This is a genomic window from Streptomyces sp. YKOK-I1 (assembly GCF_054660435.1).
This window is the reverse complement of the sequence record NZ_BAAGDR010000001.1, coordinates 7,785,420-7,799,815: the sequence shown is the minus strand read 5'-3', so window position 1 is coordinate 7,799,815 and position 14,396 is coordinate 7,785,420. Positions and strand designations below refer to the sequence as shown.

General features: G+C 73.1%; 15 protein-coding genes. 9 read left to right on the top strand and 6 right to left on the bottom strand.

The window, feature by feature from the left end; all coding sequences use genetic code 11:
- Positions 1-101 precede the first annotated feature (101 nt).
- The 3 genes from ACYQ8Q_RS34700 to ACYQ8Q_RS34690 all read left to right on the top strand — a co-directional run bounded on the left by ACYQ8Q_RS34700 (position 102) and on the right by ACYQ8Q_RS34690 (position 3,591).
- Positions 102-794: a response regulator transcription factor gene (locus tag ACYQ8Q_RS34700; protein WP_460070588.1), complete on the top strand. Its 693-nt coding sequence runs from the start codon at positions 102-104 to the stop codon at positions 792-794.
- Positions 795-832: 38 nt separating this feature from the next.
- Entirely contained in the window at positions 833-2,242 is a 1,410-nt protein-coding gene (locus tag ACYQ8Q_RS34695; protein ID WP_460073613.1) for a sensor histidine kinase, read from the top strand.
- Between the two features lie 203 nt (positions 2,243-2,445).
- Positions 2,446-3,591: a lysylphosphatidylglycerol synthase transmembrane domain-containing protein gene (locus ACYQ8Q_RS34690; protein ID WP_460070587.1), complete on the top strand. Its 1,146-nt coding sequence runs from the start codon at positions 2,446-2,448 to the stop codon at positions 3,589-3,591.
- A gap of 22 nt (positions 3,592-3,613) precedes the next feature.
- On the opposite strand, the gene msrB is transcribed toward ACYQ8Q_RS34690, so the two are convergent.
- The 4 genes from msrB to ACYQ8Q_RS34670 form a co-directional block, all read right to left on the bottom strand.
- A complete protein-coding gene (msrB, locus tag ACYQ8Q_RS34685) occupies positions 3,614-4,021 on the bottom strand; it encodes a peptide-methionine (R)-S-oxide reductase MsrB (protein WP_460070586.1) in 408 nt (135 codons plus the stop codon).
- A gap of 13 nt (positions 4,022-4,034) precedes the next feature.
- A complete protein-coding gene (gene murC / locus ACYQ8Q_RS34680) occupies positions 4,035-5,420 on the bottom strand; it encodes a UDP-N-acetylmuramate--L-alanine ligase (protein ID WP_460070585.1) in 1,386 nt (461 codons plus the stop codon).
- 78 nt (positions 5,421-5,498) lie between these two features.
- Complete coding sequence (locus ACYQ8Q_RS34675) at positions 5,499-5,972, bottom strand: indole-3-glycerol phosphate synthase (protein ID WP_460070584.1); 474 nt, start codon at positions 5,970-5,972, stop codon at positions 5,499-5,501.
- Positions 5,973-6,107: 135 nt separating this feature from the next.
- Complete coding sequence (locus ACYQ8Q_RS34670) at positions 6,108-6,890, bottom strand: pyrimidine reductase family protein (RefSeq protein ID WP_460070583.1); 783 nt, start codon at positions 6,888-6,890, stop codon at positions 6,108-6,110.
- On the opposite strand from ACYQ8Q_RS34670, the gene zapE reads away from it, so the two are divergent.
- The 6 genes from zapE (at position 6,889) to ACYQ8Q_RS34640 (ending at position 12,707) form a co-directional block, all read left to right on the top strand.
- Complete coding sequence (gene zapE / locus ACYQ8Q_RS34665; RefSeq protein WP_460070581.1) at positions 6,889-8,037, top strand: cell division protein ZapE; 1,149 nt, start codon at positions 6,889-6,891, stop codon at positions 8,035-8,037. The genes ACYQ8Q_RS34670 and zapE overlap by 2 nt on opposite strands.
- 160 nt (positions 8,038-8,197) lie before the next feature.
- On the top strand, positions 8,198-8,602 hold the full coding sequence (locus ACYQ8Q_RS34660; RefSeq protein WP_460070580.1) for a hypothetical protein: 405 nt from the start codon (positions 8,198-8,200) through the stop codon (positions 8,600-8,602).
- A 99-nt stretch (positions 8,603-8,701) separates the two neighbouring features.
- A complete protein-coding gene (locus ACYQ8Q_RS34655; protein WP_359004712.1) occupies positions 8,702-9,283 on the top strand; it encodes a carbonic anhydrase in 582 nt (193 codons plus the stop codon).
- Between the two features lie 8 nt (positions 9,284-9,291).
- Complete coding sequence (locus ACYQ8Q_RS34650; RefSeq protein WP_460070579.1) at positions 9,292-10,788, top strand: SulP family inorganic anion transporter; 1,497 nt, start codon at positions 9,292-9,294, stop codon at positions 10,786-10,788.
- Positions 10,789-10,946: 158 nt separating this feature from the next.
- Positions 10,947-11,768 carry a slipin family protein gene (locus tag ACYQ8Q_RS34645; RefSeq protein ID WP_460070578.1) on the top strand — a complete coding sequence of 274 codons (822 nt, stop codon included), beginning with the start codon at positions 10,947-10,949 and terminating at the stop codon, positions 11,766-11,768.
- A 63-nt stretch (positions 11,769-11,831) separates the two neighbouring features.
- A complete protein-coding gene (locus tag ACYQ8Q_RS34640) occupies positions 11,832-12,707 on the top strand; it encodes a polysaccharide deacetylase family protein (RefSeq protein ID WP_460070577.1) in 876 nt (291 codons plus the stop codon).
- A gap of 82 nt (positions 12,708-12,789) precedes the next feature.
- Here the strand turns inward: ACYQ8Q_RS34640 and ACYQ8Q_RS34635 are convergent, their stop codons facing one another.
- Together ACYQ8Q_RS34635 and ACYQ8Q_RS34630 are read right to left on the bottom strand one after the other, a co-directional pair.
- Positions 12,790-13,461, bottom strand: a complete 672-nt coding sequence (locus ACYQ8Q_RS34635; RefSeq protein ID WP_460070576.1) for an ABC transporter — start codon at positions 13,459-13,461, stop codon at positions 12,790-12,792.
- Positions 13,458-14,339: an ABC transporter ATP-binding protein gene (locus tag ACYQ8Q_RS34630; RefSeq protein ID WP_460070575.1), complete on the bottom strand. Its 882-nt coding sequence runs from the start codon at positions 14,337-14,339 to the stop codon at positions 13,458-13,460. The genes ACYQ8Q_RS34635 and ACYQ8Q_RS34630 overlap by 4 nt, the downstream gene beginning before the upstream one ends.
- Positions 14,340-14,396: the final 57 nt, after the last annotated feature.

The following is a 14,396-nucleotide window of genomic DNA, read 5'->3' as shown; positions in this document are numbered from 1 at the left end:
TGCTGTCGATTTCCTGTCGTACAACTTTCAAGAGTTTATCGATCCGCGCGCGGGACGGACGCGGGTCTGGCGCCGGGGCGCGGGTGGCGCACTATGAGCGGGTGGAAAAAGTGCGCCTCCTCGTCGTGGACGACGACCCGCCGATCGCCGATCTCGTGGCGACGGTCGCCCGCTACGAGGGCTGGAGCGCGGTCACCGCGAACTCCGGTGAGGAGGCGCTGCGCCGCGCCGCCGAGTTCCATCCGGACATCGTGGTGCTCGACCTGATGCTGCCCGACATCGACGGCTTCGGCGTCCTGGACCGGCTGCGGCAGTCGGGGACCATGGTGCCGGTGGTGTTCCTCACGGCCCGGGACGGGGTCGCGGACCGGGTCGCGGGGCTGACCCGGGGCGGGGACGACTACCTGGTGAAGCCGTTCGCGGTGGAGGAGCTGATGGCCCGGCTGCGGACCGTGCTGCGGCGCAGCGCCGGGCCCGGCTTCCAGCGCTCGGTGCTGCGCGTCGCCGACCTGACGATGGACGAGGACACCCGCGAGGTCCGCCGCGCCGGGAAGCTGCTGACGCTCACCCCCACCGAGTACGAGGTGCTGCGCTACCTCATGCGCAAGTCGCCGACCGTGCTGACCAAGGCGCAGATCCTCGACCACGTCTGGGAGTACGGCTTCGGCGGCCGCTCCAACGTGGTGGAGCTGGTGGTGAGCCGGCTGCGCCGCAAGCTGGACGTGACCGGCGACGATCCGCTGATCCAGACGGTACGGGGCTTCGGGTACGTCATCCGGCAGGCGGCCGAGTGAGCCCGGCGATCGGCAGACTGCGGCGGACGTACCGCGGGATGCGGCTCGGCACCCGGCTGGCGCTGGGCCTCGGCGCGCTGGCCCTGGTGGTCTTCGCCGTCGTCGGCACGGCCCTGACCACCTATATGCGGGACTATCTGTCGGCCCAGCTCAACGAGCAGCTCGCGATCGCCCAGGTCGCCCAGACCAAGAGCATCGTCGACTCCGGCAGCCTGACCGGGAAGAAGTACTGGGGCTGGTACTACGCCGTGTACGACGTGCGCGACGGCACGCCCGTGCTGCGCAAGCCGGAGGACCCCGGCGACGTGCCCGAGGACGTCGAGGACCTCACCACCCTGGCCCGGGCGCAGACCGTCGCCGACCACGAGGTGGTGCGCACCGAGCACCTCCGAGGAGACGGCGTGTACCGGCTGCGCGCCTGCGAGGTGGAGCCGGGCGTGGTCCTGGTCAGCGGCGCTCCTTTGGACGGCATCGACAACACCGTCCAGCACCTGATCACCATCCAGGTCGTCACGTTCGTGCTGGCGCTCGCGGCCCTGGTGGTGTTCGGGCGGGCCATGCTGCGGCGCGGGCTCCAGCCGCTCAGCGCCATGGCGCACACCGCGCACGGCATCGCCTCCCACGATCTGACCGAGTCGGCGTCCCGGCTGCCGCTGCGCGCCGACCGGCCGGGCGGCGGCCCGGAGGTGGAGGAGCTGCGCACCGCGTTCAACACCATGCTGGAGCACATCGACGACTCGCTCGCCGTGCGGGCGCGGGCCGAGCAGCGGCTGCGCCGGTTCGTCGCGGACGCCTCACACGAACTGCGCACCCCGCTGATGTCGGTCCGCGGGTACGCGGACCTCTTCCAGTACGCCGCCGCCAACGCCCCCGAGGAACGCGACCGGCATCTGGCCCGGCTGCGCGCCGAGGCCGCCCGGATGGGGGTCCTCCTCGACGACCTCCTGCTGCTGGCCCGGCTGGACGCGGCGGAGGTGGAGACCCCGCTCAGGATGGAGAACGCCGACCTGGTGGAGCTGGTCGCCCAGGCGGCCGACGCGTTCCGCGCGAGCCACCCCGGCCACCCCCTGACGCTCGCCCCGGGCCCCGCCGCCCTCCCCCTCCGCATGGACCCGCACCGCATCCGCCAGGTCCTGGACAACCTCCTCACCAACGCGGCCGTGCACACCCCGTCCGGCACGCCGGTGAACATCGAGGTCTCCGTCACCCCCTTCACGGCCCGCGTCCGGGTGGCCGACCGCGGCCCGGGCATACCGCCCGGCGACCGGGACCGGGTCTTCGACCGCTTCTACCGGGTCGACAAGGCCCGCAGCCGCGACCGCGGCGGCAGCGGACTGGGTCTGTCCGTGGCCCGCTCCCTGGTCCGCGCGCACGGCGGCACGCTGGAGCTCACCGAGACCCCGGAGCCCACCGCCTTCCTGCTGACCCTTCCCCTGGGTCACGCCTGAACCGCGGCGCCGACGGGATGAGCGGTACCCGGGCAGGGCAGAACTCCCACAGCCGCACCGCACCCCGGTCGCCCCTCCGCCCGCACCTCGTCGGCTCCCGGACACCACGCCGTCACACCGGAGGGGAAACTTCTCCCCCGTCCCCTCCCCACCCCAGGGCCTGTACGGCGCCGCCGTGGCGCCGCGGAAGGACGACGTGCGCCGTGACCCTGCTGCCGCTCCCCACCAGCCCCGCCACCACGCCCCCGCCCCCCGCCGCGCCGGACCATCCCGCCGACCCGCCCCAGCTCCCCGCACTCACCGCGCTCCCGAGCGACACCCCACGCGCCACCGCGCTCCAGCCCCCCGCCGCAGCCCCGGCCGAGTGCCTCGCCGCCCTCACCCCACCCCCCTCGGCGACCGCGGCCCCCCGCCGCTTCCGCCCCTCCGCACGCCACGCCGTGAGTCTGCTGCCCGTGCTGTACCTGGGGGTGTGGGCGGCCGTCGACTGGCACGCCGTGCGCGACGGCACCGCCCGGCTGGCCGGGGCCGATCCGTGGTGGCTGCTGGCCGGCCTGGTCTTCACCTACCTCGGCTCGGCCGCGGCCGCCTGTGTCCGCCAGGGCGCGGTCCCCGACCGGCTGCCGCCGGGGCCGCTGGTGGCCTCCCAGATCGCCGCGGGCGCCGCGAACCACGTCCTGCCCGCGAGCATCGGCGCCCACGCGGTGACGGTCCGCTTCCTTCAGCGCCAGGGCGTGCCGCTCTCCCGGGCGACCGCCTCCATCGCGCTGTACTCCCTGGTCAGAGCGGTGGCGAAGACCCCGGTGGTGCTCGCCTTCCTGCTGCTCGCCCCCACCGCGGTACGCCCGGCGGCGCTCGTGCCGGACGGCCGGACCCTGCTGGGCGCGGTGGCCGGACTCCTCCTGGTGCCCGCCGGGGCCGCGGTGGTCCTGGCCCTGGTGCGGGCGGTGCGCGGCCCGGTCATGGAGTTCGTCCGGACGGCGCTCACGGACGCGCGCCACCTGCACACGCGTCCGGGCCGTTTCCTGCCCCTGTGGGGCGGGGCCGCCGCCGCCCCGCTGATCCAGGCGAGCGTGGTGGCCTCGGTGGGCAGGGCGCTGGATCTGCCCCTGTCCTGGCCCCAGTTGCTGTTCGCGTTCCTCGCCGCCAGCACCGCCGCGGGTGCCGTCCCCGCCCCGGGCGGCATCGGCCCGGTGGACGCGGCCCTGATCCTCACCCTGGCCGGTTACGGCACCCCGCTCGCCCTGGCCACCGCCACCGTGATCGGCTACCGCACCCTCACCGTCTGGCTGCCGCTGCTGCCGGGGATGCTGGTGCTGTCGGCGATGGTGCAGCGCAAGCTGCTGTGAGCGGCGTCCGGGGCGGCTTGTCTCAGCCCGCGTCCGGCGCCAGCCGCAGCGAGATCGAGTTGATGCAGTAGCGCTGGTCGGTGGGCGTCCCGTACCCCTCACCCTCGAACACGTGCCCGAGGTGGGAGCCGCAGCGGGCGCAGCGGACCTCGGTGCGGAGCATCCCGTGCGAGCGGTCCTCGATCAGCTCGACCGCGTCGGTGTCCTTCGGGTCGAAGAAGGACGGCCAGCCGCAGTGCGAGTCGAACTTGGTGGCGGAGGTGAACAGTTCGGCGCCACAGGCCCGACAGGAGTAGACGCCCTCGGTCTTGGTGTTGGTGTACTCACCGGTGAAGGCGGGCTCCGTCGCGGCCTGGCGCAGCACGGCGTACTCGCCGGGCGTCAGCTCCGCCCGCCACTGCTCGTCCGGCTTCTCGACGTCGTACGACACGATTCTCAGCCCCTCAGTTCGAAAGACGGTCCAGAATGCGCGGGCCCAGGTCCGTCACGTCACCCGCGCCCATGGTGAGAACGAGATCACCGGGCTTCGCCATTCCCGCGATCACGGAGGGCACCTCGTCCTTGTCGTGCACTGCCGTCACGTCCGCGCCGGCCGCCCGGGCCGCGTCGATGATCAGCGCGCTCGTCACCCCCGGGACCGGGTCCTCGCGGGCCGGGTAGATGTCGAGGACGACGGAGGCGTCGGCGAGGGTCAGGGACTGTCCCATCTCGGTGCCGAGCTCCTGCGTGCGGGAGAACAGGTGCGGCTGGAAGACGACCAGGATGCGGGCGTCCCCGGCCGCGGCGCGCATCGCCTCGAGGTCGGCGGTCATCTCGGTGGGGTGGTGGGCGTAGGAGTCGATCACCTGGACGCCGGCCGCCTCGCCCTTGAGCTGGAGGCGCCGCTTGACGCCCGTGTACGCGGCGATCGCGGGCGCGAGCTCGGCGGCGGGGACACCGAGCGCGGCCCCCGCGGTCAGCGCGGCGACGGCGTTGAGCGCGTAGTGCCGGCCGGGCACGGACACCGTGAAGGTGATCTCCCGCCCGTCCAGCACCACCGTCACCAGGCTCTTCAGCCCCTGCGGTACGACCGACAGCACCCGGACGTCGGCGTCCTCGGCCTCGCCGTACGTCACCACCCGCACGCCCTCGACCCGCCGGGTCAGCTCACGGGCGCCCGCCTGGTCGGCGGAGACCACCAGCGTGCCGCCGGGCACGATCTTCCCGGCGAAGGTCTCGAAGGACTCGTAGATCTCGTCCATCGAGGCGTAGTTGGCGTGGTGGTCCAGCTCCACGTTGAGGACGATCGCGACCTCGGGGGCGTACTTGTGGAAGCTGCGGTCCGATTCGTCCGCCTCGGCGACGAAGATCTCGCCGTCGCCGTGCAGCGCGTTGGAGCCGGGGGCGTCCAGGTCGCCGCCGATCGCGTACGACGGCTTCAGGCCCAGCTCGGAGAGCGAGACCGCCAGCATGGACGTGGTGGTGGTCTTGCCGTGGGTACCGGCGACCGCGATCGGCCGCAGCCCCTCCATCAGCGCGGCGAGCGCGTCGGACCGGTGCACGACCGGGATCCCCAGCTCGGCCGCGCGGGCCAGCTCCGGGTTGTCCCTGCGGATGGCCGAGGACACGACGACACAGCTCGCGTCGTCCGCGAGGTGCTCCGCCGCGTGCCCGATGTGCACGGTGGCCCCGAGCGCCCGCAGCGCCGCCGCGGTCCCGGACTCCTTGGCGTCGCTGCCGGCCACCTTCGCCCCGCGCTGGGCGAGGATCTTCGCGATCCCCGACATCCCGGCGCCGCCGATGCCGATGAAGTGCGGTCGGTCCATGGCGGGAGGAAGGCCGGCTGCCATGCGTGATCTCCAGGGGTGCGTACGACGGTGAATCCGCCCCAGCCTATGGGGTCGGGGTGACGGCAACCCCCCAGGGGCTCACACCTTGCTGTGCGAGAACAGCTTCAGCACCGGAACACCCACCTTGTGCCGAGCCCGGGAAGCCCAGTCCCGATGGAAGAACTCCTCCACGTAGTGAGGATCGGTCAGCACGATCACCTCGTCCGCCTCCACCTCCTCCACCAGCGACTTCAGCGCGTCCAACGGGTGATCCTCGACCAACCGCCCCTCCGCCGGACTGCCGGAGGCGTGCAGCGCCTGCAGGGACACCTCCAGCGCCCGCTCCCCGAACCCCTTCGCCTCGTCGCCCTCCGGCGTCTCCCGCTCCCGCGCAGCCTCGTCCAGCTCGCCGAGGGCGACGTCGTCGATGGCCCGCAGCAGGCGGTCCGCCTGGTCGCCGCGCGGCTGGAGCAGGACGTGGAAGGCGACGTCCTCGTCCCCGTGCAGGGTGGTGACGAACTCCACGTCGGCTGAGGTCAGTGCTTTCTCGATCATCAGAACGCTTGTGAACACCGGACGCCGCCCCTTCTGCGGAAACCATCCTGCCCCGTGATCTCACGGGGGCTGCGAGTTTTAGTGTGCCCACCCGAAGCCAAGCGGAACGATTCATTCCGCCATTTTCGGGACCACCGGTACCACTGAACGATTTCAGGACCGCCGATAGCGGCCGAAGAGGAAACCCCCCTCCTCCAGGAGGGACACCAGTGCGAACCGCTGCGGCACCGGGATCGACGGTCCGCCCGCGATGCGCTGCGCGTCCCCCGCGGTGAGCATCGGGGAGACGGTCAGACACAGCTCGTCCAGCACCCCGGCGGCGACGAACTGACCCAGCATCCGGGGCCCGCCCTCGGTCAGCAGCCGGGTGTGCCCCAGCCCGGCGAGGGCCGCGACGGCCCGCGCGGGGTCCACGCCCGTCCCGTCACCGGCGATCAGCACCCGCGCCCCCGCCTTCTCGGCCGCGGCCACCTTGTCGGGGGCGGCCGCGGCACCGGTCAGCAGCAGGGTCGGCACCAGCGGCGAGGTGAACAGCGGCAGCGAGAAGTCCAGGTCCAGGCCGGCGGTGACCACGGCGATCGCGGGTGCGGGCCCCTGTCCGGCCGCCTCCCGCCGCGCGGCGAACTCCGCCCGCGCGCGGGCCGGCCGGTACCCCTCCTGCCGTACCGTTTCCGCGCCCACGACCACCACGTCCGCGAGCCCCCGCAGCGTGCCGAAGATCCGCATGTCGGCCGCAGTGGAGATGGGCTGGGAGCGCCCGTCGTGCTGGGCGGCGCCGTCGAGCGTGGAGACCATGTTGGCCCGCAGCCAGGGCCGCGGCTCCCCGGCCGCGGGCTCGGGATAGGCGTAGGCCTCGGCGAGCTCGTCGAGGCTCCACTCCCGGTCGCCAGGGGCGGGGGTCGGTGTCTGGTCGGTCACAGGGAACAGCCGTCGCATGCCTCGCAGTCTGGCACGCGGATTAGCATGGGGAACCGTGTCGTCCTCCACCCCTTCCGCCCCTGTCGACGAGATAGCCGACGCGGCCCCGCTGTCCCTGTGCGCCCTCGAGCCGTACGTCCCGGCGGACCGGCTGGTCGCCGAGATGGTGCCGCCGCCCCGCTTCGACTCGGTGCGCTTCAGCACCTACCTCCCGGACCCGAACCAGCCCAGCCAGACCGAGGCCGTGTCGGTCCTGGAGGGCTTCGCGGGCGGGCTCGGCGGGGCGCACGCCGTGGGCGGCGGCGCCCGGCGCGGGTTCCTCGGGTTCGGCAGGGCGAAGACGCCCAAGGCGCCCGCCGGTCCGCGCGGGGTCTACCTCGACGGCGGCTACGGCGTCGGCAAGACCCACCTGCTCGCCTCCCTGTGGCACGCCACCCCGGCCGAGCCCGGGCTGAAGGCGTTCGGCACCTTCGTGGAGCTGACGAACCTGGTCGGCGCCCTCGGCTTCCAGCAGACCGTCCGCACGCTCTCGGGGCACCGGCTGCTGTGCATCGACGAGTTCGAGCTGGACGACCCGGGCGACACCGTGCTCGTGTCGTCCCTGCTCGGCAAGCTGGTCGAGGCGGGGGTGGCGCTGGCCGCCACCTCCAACACCCTGCCCGGCAAGCTCGGCGAGGGCCGGTTCGCGGCCGTCGACTTCCTGCGCGAGATCCAGGGCCTGTCCGCGCACTTCCGCACCCTGCGCATCGACGGCGAGGACTACCGCCACCGCGGTCTGCCCGAGGCTCCGGCGCCGTACTCCGACGAACAGGTGACGAAGGCGGCGTACGCCACCCCGGGCTCCTCGCTGGACGACTTCCCGCACCTCCTCGACCATCTCTCCCGGGTCCACCCGAGCCGTTACGGAGCGCTCGCCGATGGCCTGAAGGCGGTGTGTCTGACGGACGTCCAGCCCGTTCCCGACCAGTCGACGGCGCTGCGGCTGGTCGTCCTGGCCGACCGGCTCTACGACCGCGAGGTCCCGGTGCTGGCCTCCGGGCTCCCCTTCGACCGGCTGTTCAGCGAGGAGATGCTGAACGGCGGCTACCGCAAGAAGTACTTCCGGGCGATCTCCCGGCTCACCGCGCTGGCCCGGGACGCAAAGCGGCTCGCCGAGGCCGTCTAGAGGGAAATCACGCCACATCACCCACGCTTTTGAGGCGCACTTGTTCTCGAAACGCGGAGTTAACCCTGCAAACAACTTTGCAGGGTTAACGTGTTTCTTGACCAACCATTGACCAGTCATTGGTCTGTACTAGACGTGCGCATGGCGGGAAGGGGGGCACATGTTCCGAGGTGCGACGGCCCGGACCGCGCTCGCGCTCCTCGCCGCCGTCCTGCTCGCCCTCCCGTTCTTCGCACCCGCGTCTTCCTTCGCACACGCGCACACCGTGCGTCAGGCCGAGGCCAAGACCAAGACCGGAATCAAACCCGCCGGGAAGCCGCTGCGCGACGAGCTCGTCACCGTCCGCGACTGCGGTCACGGCGGCCCCGCGGACCCCCTGCGCCCCCGTGACCGGCACCGCGCCACCGTCGGCGCCGCCTCGGCCCCCCAGGAGCCCGAGCGCACCCTGCTGGCCCTGGACCCGGCGGCCGAGCACCCACCGATCCGTCCGGCCGACCCCCATCACCGCTCGTCGAGATCCTCGGCGGGCCACTCCCCGGCGGCGCTCCAGGTCTTCCGCTGCTGAGACGACTCCCTCCGCAACAACAGTTCGCAGTTCCCCCACCTGTCCTGTTCTGCACATCCGACGCGCCCCCCACAGCGCGCCAGGAGGAGTCACCACGTCATGCAGCCCCTCATCGACAACGCCCGTACGTTCGGACAGCGCCCTGAGGAGTTCGCCAAGCTCGCCGAAGGCCAGTCCCCGCAGGTCCTGTTCATCACCTGCTCCGATTCGCGGGTCGTCCCCGCGCTGATCACGGGCGCCCGTCCCGGCGAGCTCTTCGAGCTGCGCACCGCGGGCAACATCGTCCCGCCGTACGGCTCCGAGCGCCCCACCGGCGAGGCCGCCACCATCGAGTACGCGGTGGAGGTCCTCGGCGTCCAGGACGTCGTCGTCTGCGGCCACTCCCACTGCGGGGCGGTCGGCGCGCTGGTGCGCGGCGACGACCTTGACGCCGTCCCCGCCGTACGCGACTGGCTCGCGCACGCCGCCGACGAGCCCTCGGCCGCCGACCCCGGCGATCCGACGGTCGCCCTCGCGGTCCAGAACCACGTCCTCGCCCAGCTGCTGCGACTGCGCTCCTACCCCTGTGTGGAGAAGCGGCTCGCCGACGGCCGGCTGCGGGTGCGCGGCTGGTACTACGAGGTGCACACCGGCGCGGTGCTGGAACACCACGTGGACACCGACGGCTTCGAAGCCCTGTGAGCGCCGCGATGACCCAGCCGAAGAACACCCGAATAGCCAGGTTCCCCCATCTGCGGCAGGACTTCGCCGCCTCGCTCGTCGTCTTCCTGGTCGCGCTCCCGCTGTGCGTGGGCGTGGCCGTGGCCTCCGGCGTGCCGGCCGAGCTCGGGCTCGTCACCGGCATCGTCGGCGGCGTCGTCACCGGTCTGATGCGCGGCAGCTCCCTCCAGGTCTCCGGACCGGCGGCCGGGCTGACCGTGCTGGTCTTCGAGGCGGTGCGGGAGTTCGGTCTGCCCGCCCTCGGAGTGATCGTCCTCGCCACGGGCGCCCTGCAGATCACCATGGGCGCCCTCAGGCTGGGCCGGTACTTCCGGGCCATCTCGGTCTCCGTCGTCGAGGGCATGCTCGCCGGGATCGGTCTGGTGCTGATCGCCGGCCAGGTGTACACGCTGGTCGGCGCCAAGGCCCCGGACTCCGGCCCGGAGAAGATCGCCGGACTGCCCGCGGCGCTCGTGGACGCGTTCGGCAGCCCCGGCGCGTCGGCCTCGCTCGCGCTGGGCGCGGGCACCGTCGCCGTCCTCGTGCTGTGGAAGCGGCTGCCGGCGAAGGTGCGCACCGTGCCGGGACCGCTCGCCGCGGTGGGCCTCGCCACCCTCGCCGCCCTGCTGCTCGACCTGCCGGTGGCCACCGTGGAGGTACACGGTCTGCTCGGCTCCGTCCAGCCGCCCCCGCTGTCCGCGTTCGGCGGGCTCGTGGGCGTCGGGCTGCTCGGCACGATCGTCGCGTTCACCCTGATCGCGTCCGCCGAGTCGCTGTTCAGCGCGGCGGCCGTGGACCGGCTGCACGACGGGCCGCGCACCGAGTACGACAGGGAACTGGTCGCGCAGGGCGCGGGCAACGCGCTCTGCGGGCTGCTCGGCGCGCTGCCGATGACCGCGGTGATCGTGCGCAGCGCGGCCAACGTCCAGGCGGGCGCGCGCACCAAGGCGTCCCGGGTGCTGCACGGGGTGTGGCTGCTGCTGTTCGCGGCCCTGCTGCCGGACGCGCTGGCCTATATCCCGATCCCGGCGCTGGCCGGCGTCCTCGTCCACGCCGGCGCCAAGCTGGTCCCGCTCCGCGCGCTCGCGTCCCTGTGGCGCGAGCACCGCGGCGAGGCGCTGATCCTGGTCGTCACGGCCGTGTCGATCGTCGTGGTCAGCATGTTCGAGGGGGTGCTCGTCGGGCTGGCGCTCGCCGTGGCGAAGACGGCCTGGGAGGCCTCGCACCTCCGGCTGGAGGTGGTCGACAAGGGCGCCGGTCCGGTCCAGGCGCATCTGTCGGGCAACGCGACCTTCCTGCGGCTGCCGAAGATCCTCGACAGCCTGGAGGCTCTCCCGCAGGACCGGCCCGTCGAGCTGAACCTCACCGGCCTGCACCACCTCGACCACGCCTGCCGTACGGCCCTGGAGTCCTGGGCCCGGCAGCACAGCGCGGCCGGCACGGAGCCGGTGCGGGTCAGGGAGCCGGTCCGGGCCCCGGCGGTCTGAGGGGCCCCGCCCCGGCGGCCCGAGAGCCGTGCGGGGCCGTCGTCCGGTCCGTCGTCCGGTCCGTCGTCCGGTCCGTGCTCCGGGGCGTGGCCCCGGGCCGGACGGCGGGCATATCGTTGCATATGCAGACAGAACGGCCCTCTGTCGAGGAGGTCGTCATGTTCGAGGAAGTACTCGGCGCGGTCCTGGCGGCCGCGGCGGCGGGCCTGGTGTATTTCGGGGCGGCGGCACGGGTCGTCAAGCAGTACGAGCGCGGGGTCGTGCTCCGGCTGGGCCGGCTGCGCGGGGACGTGCGCACGCCGGGGTTCACGACGGTGATCCCGGGCGTGGACCGGCTGCACAAGGTCAATATGCAGATCGTGACCATGCCCATCCCCGCGCAGGAGGGCATCACCCGTGACAACGTGACCGTGCGGGTCGACGCGGTGGTCTACTTCCGGGTCGTGGACGCGGCGGCCGCGGTCATCAACGTCGAGGACTACCGGTTCGCCGTCTCCCAGATGGCGCAGACCTCGCTGCGTTCGATCATCGGCAAGAGCGAGCTGGACGATCTGCTGTCGAACCGGGAGAAGCTCAACGAGGGTCTGGAGCTGATGATCGACAGTCCGGCCATCGGCTGGGGCGTGCAGATCGACCGGGTCGAGATCAAGGACGTGTCCCTGCCGGAGTCCATGAAGCGCTCGATGGCCCGCCAGGCCGAGGCCGACCGGGAGCGCCGGGCCCGGATCATCAACGCGGACGCGGAGCTCCAGGCGTCGAAGAAGCTCGCCGAGGCGGCCCAGCAGATGGCCGACACACCGTCCGCGCTCCAGCTGCGGCTGCTCCAGACGGTGATGGCGGTGGCGGCGGAGAAGAACTCCACGCTGGTGCTGCCCATCCCGGTGGAACTGCTGCGCTTCCTCGAGCGGGCCCCGCAGCAGCCGGGCCCCCACACGGAACCCCCTCCGGCCCCACCTCTCGAACCACCGCCGGGTGGGTGATGCCTACGGGCCAGCCCAGTCCTATTGTCATAACTAAGGCTTGATCTCTCGTATGTTCATACGGTGATCATTCCTGTACGTCGTCTGGCCGCCGTCTGTGCCCTCGGCGCCGCTCTCACCGCCTGCGGCACCTCCCCGGCCCCCCAGGCCGCCCGCCCGTCGGCGCCCGCCCCCTCCTCGGCCTCCGCCTCCCCCTCGGAGCCGGCCTCCGCCGAGCCCTCGCGGGCGCCGACGCTGGCGCCCGGGCCGGCCGGGCTCACCCCGGTCTTCACGAACGGTCCGCGTACGCTCGGCAAGACCGTCGCCCTCACCTTCGACGCCGACATGACCGCCGATCAGGGACCGCGGGCCGCGGGCGGGGAGCGCTTCGACAACCCGGGGCTGATCTCGGCGCTGCGCGGACTGAAGGTGCCGGCCACCGTGTTCATGACCGGGCGGTGGGCCGAGGAGTACCCGGCCGAGGCCCGCTCCATCGGGCGGGACCCGCTGTTCGAGGTCGCCAACCACTCCTACAGCCACTACGCGTTCACCGGTGACTGCTACGGCCTGCCGACCGTGGCCGAGGACCGGATGCGCGCGGACGTGGAGCGGGCGTACACCGCCTTCCGCAAGGCGGGGGTACCGGACGCGATGCCGTACTTCCGCTTCCCCGGCGGCTGTTACGACAAGCGGGCACTGCGCGCGGTCAGCGGACTCGGGGTGACCGCGGTGCAGTGGGACGTGGTCAGCGGGGACGCGTTCGCGACGGACGCCGACGCGGTGGCCCGGGAGGTCCTGGACGGGGTGCGGCCGGGATCCGTGGTCGTCATGCACTGCACCCGCAGCGCCGCGCCGGTGACCGAGCGGGCGGTGCGGGCGATCGTGCCCGAGCTACGGCGCCGGGGGTACCGGTTCGTGAAGGTGTCCGAGCTGATCGGGGCCGTCCGGACGTCGTCATGAGCCTCGTCCGCGGGAGGGATGAATGAGGACGCCTGCTGCCCGGTCCGCATGAGGGAGGCAGAAGGCACGGCGGACCGCCCGTTCAGGGTGATCTGCGGGAGGTGAGCGCGCAGGCCACCGCGACCGCCGCGGCCGTGACGAGTACGGCGGCGGCGAGCGGAACCAGCGGAAGGCTGACCGTCGCCGAGCGGGAGCCGGTGACCAGGCCGGTGACCGCCGCGTGGGCCGGGGAGCCGCTCACCACCAGCGCCAGCAGGGCCGCCAGCAGCAGCGCCGGGACGGCCCGGCCCGTGGAGCGCAGAACGGGCGGAGCGGTGAGCGCGCCGACGGCCGTGCCGAGCAGGGCGCAGGTCAGGGAGGCGAGCAAGCCGGCCGCGCCGGCCGCGGGGACCGGGATGCGGTGCTGGTGGTCGGCGCCGACCGGGTCGCTGATGTAGACGACCGCCGCCGTGGCGACCGTACCGAGGAGCACGGCCGCGCCGAGCGCGGTCAGCACGGCGGCCAGGTGCGCCCGGGCGGGCCCGGCCGCCGCCGCCACGACGGTCCGGGCGGCCGGGGGCTCGCCCGTGACGCAGCTCCGCACCAGCCAGGCGGCGGTGGGCAGCAGCACGGCGGCCGTCCAGCCGAGCGAGTCCAGCAGCGGCTGGCCGCCCTGCACCCCGACGCCCAGGAAGACGACGTACAGCAGGAACGGCGGCAGCCAGCGCTGGGAGCGCAGGAGCAGGGCGGTCTGGTAGCGCAGCAGGGCGGTCATCGCGGGCCTTCGGGGTCGGACGGCCGCACGCTCACCACGTGGTACGGCGGGCGGGCGGTCAGCAGGGCGCGGAGCACGACGTCGGAGTGGGAGGCGGGGACGGTGAGGCGGTGGGTGCGGTCGGCCGTCTCCTCGGCCACGGTGGCCCTGCGCGCCGCCTCCGGGGGGAGGGGCGCGGGACCTCGTACCTCGATCGTGGTGTGCGGTCCCCCGCCTTCGGCTTCCCCTTCCCCTTCCCCTTCTCCTTCCCCTCCTCCGGTACGGCGGTGCAGGGTGCCGTCGCGGACCGTGTACACGGCGTCCGTGGTGCCGTTGAGGCGGCGGGGGTCGTGGTCGACGAAGACGACGGCGGCACCGGCGGCCGTGCGTTCGGCGACCGCCCTCTCCAGTTCGGCGCGCGCTTCGGTGTCCAGGCCGGTCCATGCCTCGTCCAGGATCAGCAACTCCGGTTCGGCGAGGAGGGCTTGGGCGACGGCGACCTTCTGGCTGCTGCCCTTCGACAGCTGGGACATCGGGGTGCGGGCGTGGGCGGCGGCGCCGAAGCGGTCCAGCCAGTCGCCTGCGGCGCGGGTGGCCGCGGGCCGGGGCAGGCCGTGGACCGCGCCGAGGTGGGTGAGGTAGTCGACGGGGGTGAAGGGGAGGGCCGCCGGGAAGCGTTCGGGGACATAGGCCGTGCAGGGGCGGCCCCTCACGTGGCCCTCTGTCGGGGCGTCGATGCGGGCGAGGAGCCGGAGGAGGGTGGATTTGCCGGTGCCGTTGGGGCCTTCTATGCGGGTGAGGGTGGCGGGGGTGATGTGCAGGTCGATGTTGCGGATGACCCAGGGGCCGCGTAAGCCGTAGCGGCGGCCGGCGTCTGTGAGACGGAGAACGCGTTCCATGGGGGTCCATGCTGTCGTACGGCGGGTGCGGGTTGTCTGTGGCTGGTCGCGCCCCGC